Source organism: Aeromonas media (assembly GCF_020423125.1).
In the GTDB taxonomy this organism is placed as follows: Bacteria; Pseudomonadota; Gammaproteobacteria; order Enterobacterales; family Aeromonadaceae; genus Aeromonas; species Aeromonas media.
In genome coordinates this window covers 3,337,497-3,356,701 of sequence record NZ_CP075564.1, presented here as the reverse complement: position 1 = coordinate 3,356,701, position 19,205 = coordinate 3,337,497, and the positions used below count along the sequence as shown (strand labels likewise).

General features: G+C 59.6%; 17 protein-coding genes. 13 read left to right on the top strand and 4 right to left on the bottom strand.

What is annotated here, in order from left to right; all coding sequences use genetic code 11:
* Window positions 1-42: 42 nt before the first annotated feature.
* The gene (gene ptsG / locus KI797_RS15380; RefSeq protein ID WP_042649531.1) at window positions 43-1,473 is read left to right on the top strand and encodes a PTS glucose transporter subunit IIBC; all 1,431 of its coding nucleotides are present in this window, start codon (window positions 43-45) and stop codon (window positions 1,471-1,473) included.
* 181 nt (window positions 1,474-1,654) lie between these two features.
* On the opposite strand, the gene KI797_RS15375 is transcribed toward ptsG, so the two are convergent.
* The 4 genes from KI797_RS15375 to map all read right to left on the bottom strand — a co-directional run bounded on the left by KI797_RS15375 (window position 1,655) and on the right by map (window position 6,702).
* Window positions 1,655-2,038, bottom strand: coding sequence for a DUF3461 family protein (locus KI797_RS15375; RefSeq protein ID WP_005330793.1), 384 nt, complete (start codon window positions 2,036-2,038; stop codon window positions 1,655-1,657).
* A 127-nt stretch (window positions 2,039-2,165) separates the two neighbouring features.
* Window positions 2,166-2,993, bottom strand: a complete 828-nt coding sequence (gene dapD / locus KI797_RS15370; RefSeq protein WP_139745752.1) for a 2,3,4,5-tetrahydropyridine-2,6-dicarboxylate N-succinyltransferase — start codon at window positions 2,991-2,993, stop codon at window positions 2,166-2,168.
* Between the two features lie 176 nt (window positions 2,994-3,169).
* Complete coding sequence (glnD, locus tag KI797_RS15365) at window positions 3,170-5,827, bottom strand: bifunctional uridylyltransferase/uridylyl-removing protein GlnD (protein ID WP_161507456.1); 2,658 nt, start codon at window positions 5,825-5,827, stop codon at window positions 3,170-3,172.
* 86 nt (window positions 5,828-5,913) lie between these two features.
* Window positions 5,914-6,702: a type I methionyl aminopeptidase gene (map, locus tag KI797_RS15360; protein WP_161507455.1), complete on the bottom strand. Its 789-nt coding sequence runs from the start codon at window positions 6,700-6,702 to the stop codon at window positions 5,914-5,916.
* Window positions 6,703-7,060: 358 nt separating this feature from the next.
* On the opposite strand from map, the gene rpsB reads away from it, so the two are divergent.
* The 12 genes from rpsB (at window position 7,061) to fabZ (ending at window position 19,203) form a co-directional block, all read left to right on the top strand.
* On the top strand, window positions 7,061-7,789 hold the full coding sequence (gene rpsB / locus KI797_RS15355) for a 30S ribosomal protein S2 (protein WP_025327917.1): 729 nt from the start codon (window positions 7,061-7,063) through the stop codon (window positions 7,787-7,789).
* A 104-nt stretch (window positions 7,790-7,893) separates the two neighbouring features.
* Window positions 7,894-8,775: a translation elongation factor Ts gene (gene tsf / locus KI797_RS15350; protein ID WP_005330802.1), complete on the top strand. Its 882-nt coding sequence runs from the start codon at window positions 7,894-7,896 to the stop codon at window positions 8,773-8,775.
* Window positions 8,776-8,846: 71 nt separating this feature from the next.
* On the top strand, window positions 8,847-9,581 hold the full coding sequence (gene pyrH / locus KI797_RS15345) for a UMP kinase (protein ID WP_025327915.1): 735 nt from the start codon (window positions 8,847-8,849) through the stop codon (window positions 9,579-9,581).
* A gap of 95 nt (window positions 9,582-9,676) precedes the next feature.
* On the top strand, window positions 9,677-10,234 hold the full coding sequence (frr, locus tag KI797_RS15340) for a ribosome recycling factor (protein WP_005330806.1): 558 nt from the start codon (window positions 9,677-9,679) through the stop codon (window positions 10,232-10,234).
* A 72-nt stretch (window positions 10,235-10,306) separates the two neighbouring features.
* A complete protein-coding gene (uppS, locus tag KI797_RS15335; RefSeq protein WP_139436553.1) occupies window positions 10,307-11,083 on the top strand; it encodes a polyprenyl diphosphate synthase in 777 nt (258 codons plus the stop codon).
* A gap of 27 nt (window positions 11,084-11,110) precedes the next feature.
* Complete coding sequence (locus KI797_RS15330; protein WP_041206258.1) at window positions 11,111-11,968, top strand: phosphatidate cytidylyltransferase; 858 nt, start codon at window positions 11,111-11,113, stop codon at window positions 11,966-11,968.
* Window positions 11,968-13,164, top strand: coding sequence for a 1-deoxy-D-xylulose-5-phosphate reductoisomerase (gene ispC, locus KI797_RS15325; RefSeq protein WP_161507454.1), 1,197 nt, complete (start codon window positions 11,968-11,970; stop codon window positions 13,162-13,164). The genes KI797_RS15330 and ispC overlap by 1 nt, the downstream gene beginning before the upstream one ends.
* A gap of 64 nt (window positions 13,165-13,228) precedes the next feature.
* Window positions 13,229-14,581, top strand: coding sequence for a sigma E protease regulator RseP (rseP, locus tag KI797_RS15320; RefSeq protein WP_161507453.1), 1,353 nt, complete (start codon window positions 13,229-13,231; stop codon window positions 14,579-14,581).
* Between the two features lie 34 nt (window positions 14,582-14,615).
* Window positions 14,616-17,039: an outer membrane protein assembly factor BamA gene (bamA, locus tag KI797_RS15315; RefSeq protein ID WP_226169942.1), complete on the top strand. Its 2,424-nt coding sequence runs from the start codon at window positions 14,616-14,618 to the stop codon at window positions 17,037-17,039.
* A gap of 142 nt (window positions 17,040-17,181) precedes the next feature.
* The gene (locus tag KI797_RS15310; protein WP_226169941.1) at window positions 17,182-17,694 is read left to right on the top strand and encodes an OmpH family outer membrane protein; all 513 of its coding nucleotides are present in this window, start codon (window positions 17,182-17,184) and stop codon (window positions 17,692-17,694) included.
* 3 nt (window positions 17,695-17,697) lie between these two features.
* A complete protein-coding gene (gene lpxD, locus KI797_RS15305; protein WP_041207058.1) occupies window positions 17,698-18,717 on the top strand; it encodes a UDP-3-O-(3-hydroxymyristoyl)glucosamine N-acyltransferase in 1,020 nt (339 codons plus the stop codon).
* A gap of 24 nt (window positions 18,718-18,741) precedes the next feature.
* Window positions 18,742-19,203: a 3-hydroxyacyl-ACP dehydratase FabZ gene (gene fabZ, locus KI797_RS15300; RefSeq protein ID WP_041206255.1), complete on the top strand. Its 462-nt coding sequence runs from the start codon at window positions 18,742-18,744 to the stop codon at window positions 19,201-19,203.
* Window positions 19,204-19,205: the final 2 nt, after the last annotated feature.

Below are 19,205 nucleotides of genomic sequence, written 5' to 3'. Positions count from 1 at the left end.
ATTGAGTCGTTGTCGGAAAAAAATCCATTCAGGAGCGCACACATGTTAAAAAATGCTTTCTCTAATCTGCAAAAGGTCGGTAAGGCGCTGATGCTGCCCGTATCGGTCTTGCCCGTTGCAGGTATTCTGCTGGGGGTGGGCGCCGCTCACTTCAGCTGGTTGCCGGAAATTGTCTCCCAGCTGATGGAGCAGGCCGGTGGTTCAGTGTTTGGCCAGATGGCGCTGCTGTTCGCCGTCGGCGTGGCACTCGGCTTCACCAATAACGACGGTGTATCCGGTCTGTCTGCCATCGTCGGCTACGGCATCATGGTCGCGACCCTGAAGGTCATGGCACCTGTGATGGGGGTCGAGAGCATCGATACCGGTGTGCTGGGGGGTATCCTCGCCGGTGGTGTTGCTGCCTGGGCGTTCAACCGCTTCTACAAGATCCAGCTGCCCGAGTACCTTGGCTTCTTCGCCGGTAAGCGTGCCGTGCCCATCATCACCGGCTTCGTCTCCATCGGCCTGGGTGTTGTGCTCTCCTTCATCTGGCCGCCGATCGGTGGTGCCATCGGAGCCTTCTCCGACTGGGCTGCCAACCAGAACCCGGTACTGGCCTTCGGTATCTACGGCGTGGTTGAGCGCTCCCTGATCCCGTTCGGTCTGCACCACATCTGGAACGTCCCCTTCTTCTATCAGGCGGGTACCTGTGTCAACGCCGCTGGCGAAACCGTACACGGCATCATGACCTGCTTCCTGACTGCTGATGACGCTTCCCGTGCTGCCGGTAACGGCTTCGGTCAACTGGCCGGTGGTTACCTGTTCAAGATGTTCGGTCTGCCTGCTGCTGCGTTTGCCATCGCTCACGCTGCCAAGCCGGAAAACCGCGCCAAGATTGTTGGTATCATGGCCTCCGCTGCCCTGACCTCCTTCCTGACCGGTATCACCGAACCTATCGAATTCTCCTTCCTGTTCGTGGCGCCTGTGCTGTATGCGATTCACGCGCTGCTGGCTGGTCTGGCTTACGTCCTGACCAACATGCTGGGTGTCGTGCACGGTCACACCTTCTCCAACGGCTTCATCGACTTCGTGGTGCAATCACCCCGTGCCGACAACATGCTGCTGCTGGTCGGTCTGGGTCTGGTCTACGCCGTTATCTACTACGTGGTCTTCACCGTGGTGATCCGTGCCATGAATCTGAAAACCCCGGGTCGCGAAGACGAAGCTGCCGAAGAGACCGTTGGTCAAAGCAAAGACGAGATGTCTGCTGCCCTGGTGTCTGCCTTCGGTGGTAAAGAGAACATCGCCTCCCTGGATGCCTGCATCACCCGTCTGCGTGTCGGCGTGAAGGACGTGGCCAAGGTTGACCAGGCTGGTCTGAAGAAGCTGGGCGCCGCCGGTGTGGTGGTGGCTGGCTCCGGTGTACAAGCCATCTTCGGTACCAAGTCCGACAACCTGAAAACCGACATGGACATCTGGATGAAGAGCAACTAATCCTGTTGCCTGAATATCAGAGTTCTTGAAGAGGGAGGCGCAAGCCTCCCTCTTTGCTGGGTGCTTGTCAGCCAGCTGGGCGAGGGGCCGAGCAGATCCGGGGTGAGGGCGCTGGCAGCCGCCCTGTGCACCGGCATTAAAAAAGGCGCCTGATGGCGCCTTGTGCAGGGTGGGGGGCTGTCTAGAGTTTTTCCAGGTCCCGCTCTATTTCGCTGATCTTGTTCTGCACCACCTTTTCCAGGTGGCGCAGGTCACGCAGGATCTTCTGCTTGATGTCCTGATCGATCTCGACGTGCACGCCCTGGGTCAGGTTATCCAGCTCATCCACCACGTACTTGAGGTTGGCGTTGATCTCGGTGACATCCTTGTACTCATGGGTGCCCGAATCTATCAGCATGGTCTTGCGCTGGCGGGGATACTTGAACTTGACGCTCTTGGCGAAAAACTCCCCCTTCTGCTTCTTGAAATAGATCTTGAGGATGTCGTGGTTGGCTTCCTGGCGCAGGGTATAGCTGTCCACTGAGGTGGGTTCCTGGATCCCCAGGCTCTTCAGATTCTCGTACATCGGGCTTCCTCGGTTTGAAACGATCCTGACCCATCTATCTTAACCGAGTCACCATGGCTTGCCTGTGACAGGTGCGCCAAAATCAAAAGGGGCCCAAAAGGCCCCCTTTACCATGATGACTGGTCGATCACTCGTCGATGGAACGCAGCAGGGCGTTGATGCCGACCTTGGCACGGGTCTTGGCATCCACCTTCTTGACGATGACGGCGGCATACAGACTGTACTTGCCGCACTTGGAGGGCAGGGAGCCGGAGACCACCACTGAACCGGCCGGCACGCGACCATAGTGGATTTCGCCGGTTTCGCGGTCATAGATGCGAGTGGACTGGCCGATGAAAACGCCCATGGAGATGACGGAACCTTCCTCGACGATCACCCCTTCAACCACTTCTGAACGGGCACCGATAAAGCAGTTGTCCTCGATGATGGTCGGGTTGGCCTGCAGCGGCTCCAGTACGCCACCTATGCCGACGCCGCCGGAGAGGTGCACGTTCTTGCCGATCTGGGCGCAGGAGCCCACGGTGGCCCAGGTATCGACCATGGTGCCTTCATCGACGAAGGCACCGATGTTGACATAGGAGGGCATCAGCACGGTATTGGGGGCGATGAAGGAGCCCTTGCGAGCGGTAGCCGGCGGCACCACGCGTACGCCTGCCGCCTTGAACTGCTCTGCGGTGTAGTCGGAGAACTTGAGGGGAACCTTGTCGTAGTACTGGGCGTCGTCGCCCTTGATGATGCCGTTGTCATTGATGCGGAAGTAGAGCAGCACGGCCTTCTTCAGCCACTGGTGGACGACCCACTCACCGGCAATCTTCTCGGCGACCCGGGCCTTGCCGGAGTCCAGCAAGTCGATGGCCTCCAGGATGGCGGCCTTGGTGGCGGTATCGACGGAGCCGGGGGTGATGGAATCACGGCGCTCGAAGGCCGCTTCGATGGTCTGTTGCAACTGGGTCATGACAGGTTTCCTTTAAAAAATTCTGTTTGTTGTATCACACTTTTCCAATCGTTTTTAAGGGCTCTGGCCGATTTCTTCAAAAGAAAGGCGATTTATTATACTCAAGTGGCCCAACCACTTGTTCTGATTGATAAATCAGAACAATAAATGGCGTCTTGTGAAGCCTTGTCCGGGCCTTATCGCCCCTCCTCGTCCCCCTGCTCCTGCGGGTTGAGCTGATTGACCAGCCGCTCCTCCAGCGCCTGCTGCTCGGCCTGATTCAGCGGCTCGCCCGCCAGGGTGGTGAGGCTGAAGAAGTCTTCCACCCGCTCGCCTATGGTGGTGATCTTGGCGGCATGCAATTCGATGCCGCACTGCTGGAAGACGGCACCAATGCGGGCCAGTAAGCCCGGGGTATCCAGGGCGGTCAGCTCCAGCAGGGTGTGGCGGCTCTCTCCCTTCGTGGGTGAGGAGCGGGGCAAGAAGACCACCCGGGTCGGCACGCTGAACTGGCGGTGGCGCCGTGACAGGGGCTTGTTGCGCAGCACCAGCTTGCCCGGCTCCTGCAGCGCCTTCTCCAGCGCCTTCTTGATGGTGGCGGTGCGGTTGGGGCTGATGGGTTCGCCATTGGGTTCGAGCACGATGAAGGTATCCAGCACATAGTCGCTGCGCGAATTCATGATCTGGGCGTCGTGGATGTTGAGGTTCTTTTGATCCAGCGCCGAGGCCACGGTGGCGAACAGATTCGGGGTGTCGCGGCAATAGATGAACACCTCGCTGCCACCCCGGATGGGGTGCTTGCCGATCAGCACCAGGGGGGCCGGATTGTCGCCGTGCGCGATGATCTTGCGGCAATGCCAGGCGATCTGCTCCGGGCTGTGGCGCAGGAAATAGTCGGCCTTGAAGTCGTTCCAGAGGGCGTTGACGGCCTCCTCTGGCACCTCTCGCTGGGCCAGGATCTGCCTGGCCTGACGCTGGTTCTCGCGGATCTTGAGGCGCATGTCCGGCGGGTTTTCCAGCCCCTGGCGCAGCGCCTTCTGGGTGGCGAAGTAGAGCTCCCGCAGCAGGGTGCCCTTCCAGTCGTTCCACAGGGTGTCGTTGGTGGCGCAGATATCGGCCACGGTCAGGCAATAGAGTAGATCGAGGTGCAACTCGTCGCGCACCTTGTGGGCGAAGTCGGTGACAACCTCGGGATCGTAGATGTCGCGGCGCTGGGCGGTGACCGACATCAGCAGATGGTGGCGTACCAGCCAGGCCACCAGGCGGCTCTCGTAGCGATCCAGCCCGTGCAACTGGCAGAACTCCAGCGCATCCACGGCGCCGAGCTCCGAGTGATCCCCCCGCCGTCCCTTGGCGATGTCGTGGAACAGGGCAGCGATGCTGAGCAGCTCGGGCTTGCGCAGTTGGGTGAACACCTCGTGGCAGAGCGGGTGGGTCTGGCGGCTGGCTGTATTGGGGAAACGATGGATGTTCTGGAGCAGGCGATGGGTGTGCTCGTCCACCGTGTAGGCGTGAAACATGTCGAACTGCATCTGGCCGACGATGAGGTTCCACTGGGGTAGATAGGCCGCGAGGATCCCGTACTTGTGCATCAGGGTGAGGGGCTGGCCGATGCCGTTGGGGTGGCGCAGCAGCGCCATGAACAGGCGACGGCACTCCGGCAGGTCCTGTAGCCAGCAACTCAGGGTGCGTCTGGCCTCCCGCAGCTGGCGCAGGGTGGCGGAGTGGATGCCGGCGATGTCCGGGTGCTGGGCTATCTGGTAGAAGAGCCGCAGTATGGCGGCGGGGTCGCGGCCAAACAGCTCGGAGTCCACCGCATCGATGAGGCGACCACGGAGCTGGAACTCGTCGCTGATGCGGCGCACATCCATGGCGGTGTTGCCAAGGATCGCCTCGTCAAACAACTGCAGCAGCATCTCGTTGAGCTCGGTCACCCGCCGTACCGTCTGATAGAAGCGTTTCATCATCTGCTCGACCGGGCCGTTGCCTTCCCCCTCAAAGCCCAGCATCTGGGCCACGGTGCGCTGGCGATCGAACAAGAGGCGGTTGTCCCCCTTGTTGATGGCCATGTGCAGGGCGAAGCGCACCTTCCACAGGAAGTTCTGGCAGTCGAGCAGTTCGCGATACTCGGCCCGGTTGAGAAAACCGTGGCTGGTCATCTCGAACAGGGTGGTGGCCCCGAAGTGACGGCGGGCGACCCAGGCCAGGGTCTGGATGTCGCGAAGTCCGCCGGGATTGTTCTTGAGATCCGGCTCCAACTTGTAGGCGGTGCAGAGAAACTGCTGGTGGCGCAAGCTCTGCTCCTCGCGCTTGGCGCGAAAGAAGGCCTCGCTCGGCCAGAAGTGCTGGGGCTGGGTGGCGGCCTGCAACTGCTCGAACCCCGCCATGCGCCCGGTGATGTAGCGCGCCTCGATAAGGTTGGTGGCAACCGTGATATCGCCGCGCCCTTGCTCTATGCACTCGCTCACGTTGCGCACCGATTGCCCGACCTCCAGCTTGAGATCCCACAGCAAGGTGATGAACTCGCCGATGCGCAGCCCCAGCACCTCGTCCAGCTCGTCCCCTTCGTAGAGGATCAGCAGGTCGATGTCGGAGTGGGGGTGCAGTTCGCCGCGGCCATAGCCGCCCACCGCGATCAGGGTCAGGCTGGTCTTGTCGAAGCCGAACTTGTGCCAGAGCCTCGTCAGCAGCGCGTCCATGTACTCTGAGCGGGTGGCCACCAGTTCGATGATGTTGTCACCGGCATCGAAGCGCTCGTGCAGCCAGACAAGGAAGCGGCTCAGATACTCCTTGCAGTTGTCACGGGTGAGCTGGTCATCGGGTAACAGGTGGGGGGAAAGCAGACTGGCATCCATGGCATCTCACACACAAGTAGCAGGCAAACGGCTGGAACGGGCAGTAAAAACCCCGGCGCTTTTGAGGTCAGGGCCGGGGTTCGATGTTAGCTGTGTTTGATGACGCGGTCGATAGTGTCATCGGGGCGCAGGGTGAGTACCTCGCAGCCATCCTCGGTGACCAGCAGGGTGTGTTCCCACTGGGCGGAGTCGCCGCCGTCCTTGGTGGTGACAGTCCAGCCATCCTTGGGATTGACCTTGCAGTGATACTTTTTGCTGTTGACCATGGGCTCTATGGTGAAGCACATGCCCGGTTTCAGCTCCAGCTTGCCGCCGTTGCGGTAGTGGAGGATCTGCGGCTCTTCGTGGAACTCGGCCCCGATGCCGTGTCCGCAGTAGTCACGTACCACGGAGAAACCGGCCTGCTCGACGATGGGCTGGATCACGGCACCAATTTCGGTGATGCACATGCCGGGACGCACCTGCTTGATGGCGGCGTACAGGCTCTCCTGGGCCACCTTGCACAGCTGGCGACGCAGCGGGGTGGTCTGGCCCACGATGAACATAGCGGAGGTGTCGCCGTGGTAGCCATCCTTGATGACGGTGATGTCCAGGTTGATGATGTCCCCTTCCCGCAGCTTCTTGTGATTGGGGATACCGTGGCAGATCACATCATTGACCGAGGTGCAGATGGACTTGGGGAAGCCGTGATAGTTGAGCGGGGCGGGAATGGCCTGCTGCACCTCGACGATATGGTTGTGGCACAGGGTATTAAGCTCGTCTGTGGTGACGCCTGCCTTGACGTGCGGGGCGATCATGACCAGCACATCGGCGGCCAGCTGGCCGGCGATGCGCATTTTTTCAATCTCTTCCGGTGTCTTGATTTTAATGGACATGGGATCTCTCTTGGGGCCCGACTGCGCATCCTGCCGATGCCCAACAATCAGGTAATGAAAAATAGATGCGTTTGCAATCAGGGCAAAATTTTATCCCCAACCCCCGTTTACTTCCAGTGTGATCGTCATCGCAACGTCATCCAGCGGTCGCAGCACCTACCGGGATCCATTTTTAGCGACCCAGCTGGTGGTGTCCTGACCAAAGTTATGGTATAAAGCGCGCCGGAATGGGGAACTTGTGTCCCTTTCCATCACCCTTACTCAATAACACACACACATCGACACCTGTACCGGGGTGCCCCTTTGGGGTCGGTTACATGGGATGTGTGGAGGCCTAACCCCAATACAGAGGTATAAAATGGCTAAAGTTTCTATGCGCGACATGCTGCAAGCCGGCGTTCACTTCGGTCACCAGACTCGTTACTGGAACCCGAAAATGAAGTCCTACATCTTCGGCGCCCGCAGCAAGGTTCACATCATCAACTTGGAAAAAACCGTTCCGATGTTTGACGATGCCATGAACTTCATCAGCTCCGTAGCTGCCAAGAAGGGCAAGGTCCTGTTTGTTGGTACCAAGCGTGCCGCGTCTGAAGCCGTAAAAGAAGCCGCTGAGCGTTGCGACCAGTTCTATGTTAACCACCGCTGGCTGGGCGGCATGCTGACCAACTGGAAAACCGTTCGTCAGTCCATCAAGCGCCTGAAAGATCTGGAAACCCAGAGCCAAGACGGTACCTTCGACAAGCTGACCAAGAAAGAGGCGCTGATGCGTACTCGTGAAATGGACAAGCTGGAGAAGAGCCTAGGTGGTATCAAGAACATGGGCGGCCTGCCTGACGTTCTGTTCGTTGTCGATGCCGACCACGAGCACATCGCTATCAAAGAAGCCAATAACCTGGGTATCCCGGTAGTTTCCATCGTTGATACCAACTCCAACCCGGACGGCGTTGACTATGTCATCCCGGGTAACGACGATGCTATCCGTGCCGTACAGCTGTACCTGAATGCTGCTGCTGACACCGTACTGGAAGCTCGCGCTCAGGACATCGTTGTTCAAGCCGAACAAGATGGCTTCGTTGAAGCTGAGTAATTGATAAGGACTGTAAAGCCCTTATTAACCAAGCTGATGTAATTGGTTAGCAGGGGCCCTTGTGGCCCCTGTTTCTTGTCAATTCAAGACCGAGGATACTGGACATGGCTAACGTTACTGCCGCCCTGGTAAAAGAACTGCGCGAGCGCACCGCCGCTGGCATGATGGATTGCAAAAAAGCACTGGAAGAAGCCGCTGGTGACATCGAGCTGGCAATCGAGAACATGCGCAAATCCGGTCAGGCCAAGGCCGCCAAGAAAGCGGGCCGTATCGCCGCTGAAGGCGTGATCTTCGCCCGTACCGAAGGCAACATTGCCGCCATGATCGAGCTGAACAGCGAAACCGACTTCGTCGCCAAAGATGCCAGCTTCATGGCCATGGGCCAGAAGATCGCCGACATCGCCGCGACCCAGAAAATTGCTGACATCGACGCCCTGAAGGCCGCCGATTTCGGTAACGGTGAGTCCGTTGAGCTGACCATCACCAACCTGATCGCCAAGATCGGTGAGAACATGAACCTGCGTCGCGTGATGCTGGTTGAAGGTGACAACCTGGGTACCTACGTACACGGTTCCCGTATCGGTGTTATCACCAAGCTGACCGGCGGTACTGCCGACCTGGCCAAAGATCTGGCCATGCACGTTGCTGCCAACAGCCCGCAGTTCGTCAAGCCTGAAGACGTGTCTGCCGAAGTCGTTGCCAAAGAGCGCGAAATCCAGATCGACATCGCCATCAACTCCGGCAAGCCGAAAGACATCGCCGAGAAGATGGTTGAAGGCCGCATGAAGAAGTTCACCGGTGAGGTTTCCCTGACTGGTCAACCCTTCGTGAAAGATCCTTCCATGACCGTTGCCGAGCTGCTGAAGAAAGAAGGCGCTGACGTTGTCTCCTTCACCCGTTTCGAAGTGGGCGAAGGCATCGAGAAGCAAGAGACCGATTTCGCGGCTGAAGTTGCAGCCCAGATCGCGGCCGCTCAGAAGGCCTAATCGAACCGGTTTTTCCGTTTCCCCAGACCGCGACTTATGTCGCGGTCTTTATATGACCAGGAATCAGTGACATGAGTACCAATCCCAAGCCTGCATACAGACGTGTTCTTCTGAAGTTGAGTGGTGAAGCCCTGCAAGGATCCGAGGGTTTTGGCATTGATCCGGCGGTGCTGGAGCGGATGGCCCAAGAGATCAAAGAGCTGGTTGAGCTGGGTGTTCAGGTCGGTCTGGTCATCGGCGGCGGCAACCTGTTCCGTGGTGCCGGTCTTGCCAAGGCGGGCATGAACCGCGTGGTGGGTGACCACATGGGCATGCTGGCGACCGTCATGAACGGCTTGGCCATGCGTGATGCCCTGCATCGTGCTTATGTGAATGCCCGTCTGATGTCTGCCATCTCTCTGCAGGGTGTCTGCGATTCTTACAGCTGGGCCGAGGCCATCAGCCAGCTGCGTGCCGGCAAGGTGGTGATCTTCTCCGCCGGTACCGGCAACCCCTTCTTCACCACCGACTCCGCAGCCTGCCTGCGCGGCATCGAGATCGAAGCCGACGTGGTGCTCAAGGCGACCAAGGTCGATGGTGTGTTCACCGATGATCCGGTCAAGAACCCGGATGCAGTGCTCTATCAAGAACTGAGTTATGATGAAGTCCTTGAAAAAGAACTCAAAGTGATGGATCTTGCTGCTTTTACCCTGGCCCGCGACCACGATCTGCCGATCCGGGTGTTCAACATGAACAAACCAGGCGCCTTGCGTCGGGTCATCATGGGTGAGCCGGAAGGTACCCTGATCCACCACGTCAGCAAGTGAGACAAGCCTGAGCCGCCTGGCGCGCTTGTCCATTACGCCAGTAAACAAGATAGATACGGGCCGCATGTCGGCTCGTTCGCCAAAAGGAAAACACTGTGATCAACGAGATTAAAAACGACGCCAAGGACCGCATGGCCAAGAGCGTAGACTCGCTCAAGACCCAGATGTCCAAGATCCGTACCGGTCGTGCTCACCCGAGCCTGCTCGACGGTATCCAGGTGGAGTATTACGGTGCCGCCACTCCTCTGAAACAGTTGGCTAACGTAGTGGCAGAAGATGCCCGCACCCTGTCCATCTCCATCTTCGATCGCTCCATGATCCAGGCGGTGGAAAAAGCCATCCTGACCTCCGATCTGGGCCTGAACCCGTCCAGCAATGGCCAGACCCTGCGTGTGCCGCTGCCCCCGCTGACCGAAGAGCGTCGCCGTGATCTGACCAAGATCGTCCGTGCCGAGGCCGAAGGTGCCCGGGTTGCCGTGCGCAACATCCGTCGCGATGCCAACGCAGACCTGAAGGCACTGCTGAAGGACAAGGAGATCTCCGAGGACGACGACCGTCGTGCCCAGGAAGAGATCCAGAAACTGACCGACGCCTTCGTCAAGCTGGTGGATGAAGCCCTGGCCGCGAAGGAAAAGGAGCTAATGGAAATCTAAGCCTCCGACAGGTATATTACGAGCGCCGTGTAGTGCCCCTGCACGGCGTTTTTGTCTTTGTGGGAGAAATGAATGTCGCTTTTGGCAGCGCTAGGCGATAGCGCCAGCTCGTCCTTGCCTCGTCACGTCGCCATCATCATGGATGGCAATGGTCGCTGGGCTCAGAACCGTGGCAAGATGCGGGTCTCTGGCCACAAGGCGGGCGTGAAATCCGTGCGTGAGGCCGTGGCCTTTGCCGCCCGTGCCAAGATGGAGGCGCTGACCCTGTTCGCGTTCTCCAGCGAGAACTGGCGCCGCCCGGAAGGGGAGGTCAATGCCCTGATGGAGCTGTTCATGACGGTGCTTGGCCGCGAGGTGAACAAGTTGCACAGCAATGGCATCCGGCTCAAGGTGATAGGCGATACCGCCCGTTTCAGTGAACGGCTGCAGGCCAAGATCGCCAAGGCCGAGGCCCTGACTGCTGGCAACCAGGGACTGACCCTCAACATCGCCGCCAACTATGGCGGTCAGTGGGACATAGCCCAGGCGGCCCGCAAGCTGGCTCGCGCCGTGGCCGCGGGCGAGCTGGATGCAGAGGCGGTCGATGAAGAGGCTCTGGCACGTCAGGTCTGCATGGCTGACCTGCCTCCGGTGGATCTGCTGATCCGCACCGGCGGGGATCATCGCATCAGCAATTTTGTGTTATGGCAGCTTGCTTATGCCGAGCTCTATTTTACCCCGGTCTTGTGGCCCGACTTTGACGAGGCCGAGTTCAGCGGGGCAGTTGCCTCCTTCGTTGCTCGCGAGCGTCGCTTCGGGTGTACGGGTGAACAGATACGGGAATTGATTGCCGCGCAACAGACCGGCTAAACCCCGCTCCCAAGAGAGAGGTTTCTTTTGCTAAAACAACGAATTATTACCGCATTACTGTTAGTACCCCTGGTGTTGGGGGCACTGTTTTTCCTGCCATTGAAATTCTTTGCCCTGCTCGCTGCCCTGGTCTTTCTGCTGGCCAGCCGTGAGTGGAGCGCCTTCGTCTCTGCCCAGCCGCAACAATGGTTGCCGCTGGTGTTCTGCCTGTTGCTCGGTGCCAGCCTGTTCTGGGTGCCCGTAGAGCAACTCTGGATCCCTCAGCTGCATCCGCTGGTGATGGGCGTGCTCTGGACCGCCATCAGCTGGTGGCTGCTCGGACTGCTGCTGGTGCTGCGTTACCCCAGAAGCGCCAGGTTGTGGAAAGAGTCCGTCTGGCTCAAGTCCCTGTTCGGTCTGGTGACCCTGGTGCCCTTCTTCTGGTCACTGGTGGCCATCCGTGGGTACAACTTCTATCACGACCCCATGATGGGGGCCTGGATCCTGCTGTTCGTGATGGGCCTGGTCTGGGCGGCAGATTCTGGCGCGTATTTTTTCGGCAAGGCGTTCGGCAAGCACAAGTTGGCCCCGGCCGTCAGCCCGGGTAAAACCATAGAGGGCATGCTGGGCGGCCTCTTTACCGCCAGCGTGCTGGCCATAGGCGTGACCTGGTTCATGGGCTTCGTGCCGGCCAAGATGGGGGTCGTGCTGCTCTGCTCCCTGCTGGCGGTGCTGGCGTCCGTACTCGGTGATTTGACCGAAAGCATGTTCAAGCGGGAGGCCGGCATCAAGGATTCCGGTACCCTGCTGCCGGGCCACGGCGGCATCCTCGATCGCATCGACAGCCTGACGGCGGCCCTGCCCGTCTTTCTGCTCAGCTATCTGCTACTCGGTCAGGAGTTCTGATGCGCAATCTGGTCATTCTGGGGGCCTCAGGCTCCATCGGTCAGAGCACCCTCAAGGTGCTGCGGCAGAATCCGGGACGCTGGCAGGTGCTGGCGCTGACCGCGGCTCGCAGCGTGGACGCCATGGTGCGGGATTGTCTTGAATTCTCCCCCCGTTTCGCCGTCATGGTGGATGAGAAGGCCGCCAGCGATCTGGCCGGTCGACTCAAGACCCACTGCTGCTCTACTCAGGTGCTCTGTGGTCAGGCTGCCCTGTGCGAAGTGGCCGCTCACCCTGATGCCCACAGCGTCATGGCGGCCATCGTCGGTGCGGCGGGTCTGGCACCCACCATGGCCGCCGTGCGTGCAGGCAAGCGGATCCTGCTGGCCAACAAGGAGGCCCTGGTGATGTCCGGCGCCTTCTTCATGGAGGCGGTGCGCCACCATGGCGCCGAGCTGCTGCCCATCGACAGCGAACACAATGCGATCTTCCAGTGCCTGCCCGAGGCGATCCAGCGCGAGCCTGGTTTCTGCGATCTGGCAGGGGCTGGCATCAGCAAGATACTGCTGACCGGCTCAGGCGGCCCCTTCCGCTATACCGACATCGACGAGCTGGCCAGGGTCACGCCGGCCCAGGCGGTGGCGCACCCCAACTGGTCCATGGGGGCCAAGATATCGGTGGACTCTGCCACCATGATCAACAAGGGGCTGGAATACATAGAGGCGCGCTGGCTGTTCAACGCCCTCCCGGAGCAGATCCAGGTGGTGATCCACCCCCAGTCGGTGATCCACTCGATGGTGCAGTACAAGGACGGTTCCGTGCTGGCCCAGCTCGGCAACCCGGACATGTGTACCCCCATCGCCCACGCCCTGGCCTACCCGGCCAGGATTGAGTCTGGTGTGGAACCTTTGGATTTCTTCAGTGTCGGAGAGTTCAGCTTTATCCGTCCCGACTACGCCCGTTATCCCAACCTGGCACTTGCCATGGCGGCCTGCCAGCAAGGGCAGGCGGCGACCACCTCTCTCAATGCCGCCAACGAGGAGGCCGTCGCGGCTTTTCTTGCAGAGCGCATTGGATTTATGGATATTGCCAGAGTCAACGAATCCATCATGACGACACTGGGCACCAGTGCCGCAGGTTCGCTGGAGGATCTGATTGCGCTGGATGGCAGGGCCCGCGCCCGTGCCCAGCAACTGATAGAGGAACTTGCTCGATGAACGGACTGTGGTGGCCAGCGGCCTCTCTCTACGCCTTCGGGAATGATGTCGAGGTGAAGCTCTGATGGGCGGCGTGTTGTGGAACATAGGCGCCTTCATCGTTGCCCTCGGGCTGCTGGTGGCGGTACATGAATTTGGTCACTTCTGGGTAGCCCGCCGCTGCGGCGTCAAGGTTGAGCGTTTCTCCATCGGCTTTGGCAAGGCGATCTGGCGCCGCGTCGGCAAGGACGGCACCGAGTATGTGCTGGCCCTGATCCCGCTGGGTGGTTACGTCAAGATGCTGGACGGCCGGGTCGACGAGCTCAAGCCGGGGGAGGAGGCACAGGCCTTCAACTACAAGAGCGTCTGGGCGCGAATGGCCATCGTCGCGGCCGGCCCCATGGCGAACTTCGTGTTCGCCCTGTTCGCCTTCTGGCTGATGTTCATGATAGGCGTGCCCAGCGTCAAGCCAGTGGTCGGCGAGGTGCGCCCGGCCTCCATCGTGGCCCAGGCCGGCATCGAGCCCGGCATGGAGATCGTCGGCGTCGGCGACGAGCAGACCGGGGACTGGGAGAGTGTGACCTATGCCCTCATCAGCCATCTGGGTGATGATTCGGTCCAGCTCAGGCTGAAGGCGCAAGGCGCCAGCTACGCGGTGGACAAGACGCTCATGCTGGGGGATTGGAGCTTCGATCCGGACAAGGAATCTCCCATCGGCAGCCTGGGGATAGTACCCCTCGGCGGCAAGGTGCTGCCGGTGGTGCAGGCCATAGTGCCCTCGAGCGCCAGCGAGAAGGCGGGCTTGCAGGTGGGCGATCGCATCAAGGGCGTGGGGGATCAGGCGATCACCGAATGGGCCGAGTTTGTCCTGCGGGTGCAGCAATCACCGGAGCAGCCACTGCAGGTGACAGTGGAACGCGGTGGCAGCGATCTGACCCTGACCCTGACCCCGGATGTGAAAAAAGTACGGGGCCAGCTGGTCGGTTTCGTCGGCTTGTCGCCGCAACTGGTTCCATTACCGGATGAGTATCGAGTTCTGTTACAGTATGGGCCTTTGCAAGCCTTGTGGCATGGGGTCCAGAAGACCTGGAGCCTGATCACGCTGACCTTTGACATGATCGGCAAGCTGATCGGTGGCATCGTCTCCCTGGACAACCTGAGCGGCCCCATCTCCATCGCCAAGGGTGCCGGCAGCAGCGCAGATTACGGGTTGGTCTATTTCCTCGGTTTTCTGGCGCTCATCAGTGTCAACCTGGGGATCATCAATCTGTTTCCCCTGCCGGTGCTGGATGGAGGCCATTTGGTCTACTTCCTCATCGAGGCAGTCACCGGCAAGCCGGTACCAGAAAAAATTCAGGAAATTGGGTTCAGGATAGGCGCCGCCATTCTGATGTTACTGATGGGCATTGCGCTGTTTAATGATTTCGCTCGCCTCTGAGGCTAGAGCATCAACAAGGACACATAAGAACAAAATGGCTGTTAAAAAAGCATTGGTGTTGAGTTGCCTGCTGGGAGCCAGCTTCCTGGCTCAGGCGGCCCCTGCCTCTTTTGTGGTGCAAGACATTCAGGTCGAGGGTCTGCAGCGGGTGACCCTGGGCGCCGCCCTGTTGAATCTGCCGGTCCGGGTCGGTGACTCAGTGGACTCGGTGGCCCTGGCCAACGCCATCAAGAAGCTCTATGCCTCCGGCAACTTCGAGGACGTCAAGGTCTATCGTGACGGCCAGGTGCTGCAAGTCGTGGTGAAGGAACGCCCGACCATCTCCAGCATCGAGTTTTCCGGTAACAAGGACATCAAGGAGGAGCAGCTGACCCAGAGCCTGGAGTCCTCCGGCATCCGCGTCGGTGATCCCCTGGATCGCACCGTGCTGAGCTCCCTCGAGAAGGGACTGGAAGATTTCTACTACGGCGTGGGCAAGTACTCCGCCAAGGTCAAGGCCATCGTCACCCCGCTGCCCCGCAACCGGGTCGACCTCAAGTTCACCTTCGTGGAAGGGGAAGCGGCCAAGATCCAGCAGATCAACATCGTCGGCAACCAGGTGTTCCCGGAAGAGAAACTGCTGGCCCAGCTCTCCTTGAAGGACGATGTGCCCTGGTGGAACTTCACCGGCGATCAGCGCTATCAGAAGCAGAAGCTGGCCGGTGACATCGAAGTGCTGCGCTCCTACTACATGGACCGCGGCTACATCCGTTTCGCTCAGGAGTCCACCCAGGTCTCCATGACCCCTGACAAGAAGGGCGTCTACGTCACCCTGAACATCAAGGAAGGGGATCAGTACAAGGTCTCCGGCGTGCAGCTCAAGGGCGATCTCATCGACCGTGGCGGCGATATGAAGGGGCTCATCCCCATCGAGGCAGGCAGCGTCTACTCCGCCAGCCAGGTGACCCACACCGAAGAGGTACTCTCCAAGTTTCTCGGCCGTTATGGCTACGCCTACCCCAAAGTGGTCACCTTCCCCCAGGTCAATGACAAGACCAAGGAAGTGGAGCTGATCGTCAACATAGAGCCGGGTCCCCGGGTCTATGTGCGCAACATCAACTTCAGCGGCAACATCACCACCAAGGACGAAGTGCTGCGTCGCGAGATGCGTCAGATGGAAGGCACCTGGCTCTCCTCCGACAACGTCGAGCAGTCCAAGACCCGTCTCAACCGTCTCGGCTTCTTCGAGACCGCGGAGGTGGACACCAAGCGGGTGGCGGGCAGCGACGATCAGGTCGATCTGGACTTCAAGGTCAAGGAGCAGCCGGCGGGGTCCATCAACGCCGGTATCGGCTACGGTACCGAGTCTGGTCTGAGCCTGCAGGCGGGCCTGCAGCAAGACAACTTCATGGGGACCGGCAAGAAGATCGGCATCAACGCCAGCACCAACGACTACTCGAAGAACATCGATCTCAGCTACAACGATCCCTACTTCACTGTCGATGGCGTCAGCCTGGGTGGCCGCCTCTACTACAACAAGTTCAGTGCGGCCGATGCCAACATCGTTGACTACGAGAACACCACCATAGGCTTCCGCCTCTCCAGCGGTTTCCCGGTCAATGAGAACAATCGTCTCGACTTCAGCCTCGGCTACGAGAACAACAAGCTGTCCCAGCCCAACCCCTATGTGCAGGTGGATGAGTTCTGGAAGGTCTACCAGGCCAACCTGGACGGCGACAACCGCATGGTGTTCAACACCGTGGACGTCACCGCTGGCTGGACTCGCTCCACCCTCAACAAGGGTCAGTTCCCGACCGCCGGTGACCGTCAGCGGGTGAACGCCAAGGTGACCGTGCCGGGCATGGATCTGCAGTACTTCAAGCTCAACGCCGAAGACTCTCATTATTTCCCGTTCGATGCCGACCACCAGTGGGTCATGCTGGCCAAGGCCCGCGCCTCTTACGGCAATGGCTACGGCAGCAACGGTGACTACGACCACGTGCTGCCCTTCTTCGAGAACTACTACGCCGGTGGCTTCGATACCCTGCGTGGCTTCAAGAGCAACACAGTCGGTCCGAAGGCGCTCTACTACTACAACCTGGGTGGTAACGACGTGATCCAGGGTACCGACAGCTCGGTGGGGGGCAATGCCCTGGCGGTGGCGTCCCTTGAGATGATAGTGCCGACGCCGTTCGCGTCTGAAAGCTACCAGCCCCAGCTGCGAACCAGCTTCTTCATCGATGCCGGTACCGTGTGGGACACCACCTTCGAATATGGCCAGTACCAGAACCGTTGCTTCAGTGGTTGCAACTATCTGATGGACTACTCTGACCCCACCAATATCCGGATGTCGGCCGGTCTGTCACTGCAGTGGCTCTCTCCCATGGGGCCCCTGGTGTTCGTGCTGGCGCAGCCGCTCAAGAAATACGAAGGGGACGATACCGAAGTCTTCTCCTTCAACATCGGCCGTACCTTCTAAAGGCGGGCCCGCCCCCACCAGGGGGTATTCAATGATGGGACGCGCAGCGTGCGTGCCTCACCAGGTAACAAGCCGGTCCCAGAGATCGCTTGCACAATCAGGTAAATCAGGTAGCCCTCGACCGAGGGACCAAGGAGTAAGTGTGAATAAAGCGTTGAAAGTAGCTGGTTTGAGTTTTGCACTGATGGCTGCCGGTATGGGCTCCGCCTGGGCTGAGACCAAGATCGCCGTGGTCGACATGGGCGAAGTCTTCCAAAAGCTGCCCCAGCGTGAAGCCGTGGCCAAGAAGCTGAAGGGTGAGTTCGAGCCGCGTATGCGCGAGCTGCAGAAACTGGAATCCGACGGTCAGGCTCTGGTCGAGAAGTTCAAGAAGGACGAAGCCTTCATGAGCAACGAACAGAAGAAGCAGAATCAGGAAAAACTGGCCAAACTGCAGATGGAGTTCAACCAGAAGCGTCAGGTGTTCGAGCAGGACAACGGCCGTCGTCAGTCCGAAGAGCGCAACAAGATCCTGACCAAGGTGCAAGCTGCCATCGATTCCATCGCCAAGAGCAATGGTTATGATCTGGTGCTGGAGCGCAATGCTGCTCCCTATGCCGCCAGCAAGCTGGACATCTCCAGCCAGGTTATCTCTCAGGTAAGCAAGAGCAACTAATTGATGGCATTCACTCTCGCACAGCTGGCCCAGCAACTGGGGGCCGAGGTCCATGGGGATGGGACCCGGGAAATCCGCAAGGTAGCGACACTGGAAAAAGCCGGGGAGGGGGAGATTGCCTTCCTGTCCAACAAGAAGTACCGGCATTTCCTGGAGCAGAGCAAGGCGACTGCCGTGCTCATCACTGAGGCGGACCTGCCGTTTTGCCCCACCAATGCCCTGGTGCTCAAAGACCCCTATGTGGGCTTTGCCCGGGTAGCGCAACTGCTGGACACCACCCCGCAGCCGGCCACGGATATCCATCCGAGCGCCGTCATCGCGGCGGATGTGCAACTGGGCGAGAGAGTGGCCATCGGCGCCAATGCGGTGATCGAATCCGGCGTCGTGCTGGGTGATGATGTGCGCATCGGCCCGGGCTGTTTCGTTGGCCAAAACACCCGACTGGGAGCGCGCTCCCGGTTGTGGGCCAACGTCACCCTGTATCACAACGTGACCCTGGGCACGGATTGTCTGGTGCAAGCCGGCACCGTGATCGGGGCCGACGGTTTCGGTTATGCCAACGAGCGTGGCGAGTGGATCAAGATCCCCCAGCTTGGCGGCGTGACCATCGGCAACCGGGTGGAAATCGGTGCCTGCACCACCATAGACCGCGGTGCCCTGGAAGACACCCGCATCGCGGACAACGTCATCATCGACAACCAGTGCCAGATCGCCCACAACGTCGAGATTGGCTACGGTACCGCCGTGGCGGGCTCGACCGTGATGGCCGGTAGTCTCAAGGTCGGCAAATACTGTATCATTGGCGGCGCTTCCGTCTTTAACGGGCACATGGAGATCTGCGACCAGGCCACCGTCACCGGTATGGCCATGGTGATGCGACCCATTACCGAGCCCGGTATCTACTCTTCCGGCATCCCCCTGCAAACCAATAAAGAGTGGCGCAAGACCGCCGCCCGGGTGATGCGTATCGAAGAGATGCACAAGCGGTTGAGCCGACTTGAGAAAAAGCTGGATCAAGAATAATCACGATTGGTATAGGGTACTGTTTTGACTACTGAAAAGAAAAGCCTGGGGATCCAGGAAATCATGGACCTGCTGCCCCACCGTTATCCGTTCCTGATGGTGGACAAGGTGGAAAATTACGAGATCAGCGATGAGCGCAAGACCCTGCGTGCCATCAAGAACGTCTCGTTCAACGAGCCGATCTTCCAGGGGCACTTCCCGGCGAAGCCGGTGTTCCCCGGCGTGCTGATCCTGGAGGCCATGGCCCAGGCGACCGGTATCCTGGCCTTTACCATGGTGGGCAAACCGTCCCCCAACGAGCTCTATTACTTCGCCTCCATCGACAACGCCCGCTTCAAGCGTCCGGTCGGTCCCGGCGATCAGCTGGTGCTGGACGTGGAGTTCCTGAAGGAGCGTCGCGGCATCGCCAAGTTTACCGGCGTTGCCACCGTCGATGGTGAAATTGTCTGTACCGCCGAACTGATGTGCGCCAAACGCGAGGTGTAACC

Excerpts from the sequence above, each read along its gene's own strand:
- ptsG (WP_042649531.1), top strand. The coding sequence starts at position 43 with ATGTTAAAAAATGCTTTCTCTAATCTGCAAAAGGTCGGTAAGGCGCTG.
- KI797_RS15375 (WP_005330793.1), bottom strand. The coding sequence starts at position 2,038 with ATGTACGAGAATCTGAAGAGCCTGGGGATCCAGGAACCCACCTCAGTG.
- dapD (WP_139745752.1), bottom strand. The coding sequence starts at position 2,993 with ATGACCCAGTTGCAACAGACCATCGAAGCGGCCTTCGAGCGCCGTGAT.
- glnD (WP_161507456.1), bottom strand. The coding sequence starts at position 5,827 with ATGGATGCCAGTCTGCTTTCCCCCCACCTGTTACCCGATGACCAGCTC.
- map (WP_161507455.1), bottom strand. The coding sequence starts at position 6,702 with ATGTCCATTAAAATCAAGACACCGGAAGAGATTGAAAAAATGCGCATC.
- rpsB (WP_025327917.1), top strand. The coding sequence starts at position 7,061 with ATGGCTAAAGTTTCTATGCGCGACATGCTGCAAGCCGGCGTTCACTTC.
- tsf (WP_005330802.1), top strand. The coding sequence starts at position 7,894 with ATGGCTAACGTTACTGCCGCCCTGGTAAAAGAACTGCGCGAGCGCACC.
- pyrH (WP_025327915.1), top strand. The coding sequence starts at position 8,847 with ATGAGTACCAATCCCAAGCCTGCATACAGACGTGTTCTTCTGAAGTTG.
- uppS (WP_139436553.1), top strand. The coding sequence starts at position 10,307 with ATGTCGCTTTTGGCAGCGCTAGGCGATAGCGCCAGCTCGTCCTTGCCT.
- ispC (WP_161507454.1), top strand. The coding sequence starts at position 11,968 with ATGCGCAATCTGGTCATTCTGGGGGCCTCAGGCTCCATCGGTCAGAGC.
- rseP (WP_161507453.1), top strand. The coding sequence starts at position 13,229 with ATGGGCGGCGTGTTGTGGAACATAGGCGCCTTCATCGTTGCCCTCGGG.
- bamA (WP_226169942.1), top strand. The coding sequence starts at position 14,616 with ATGGCTGTTAAAAAAGCATTGGTGTTGAGTTGCCTGCTGGGAGCCAGC.
- lpxD (WP_041207058.1), top strand. The coding sequence starts at position 17,698 with ATGGCATTCACTCTCGCACAGCTGGCCCAGCAACTGGGGGCCGAGGTC.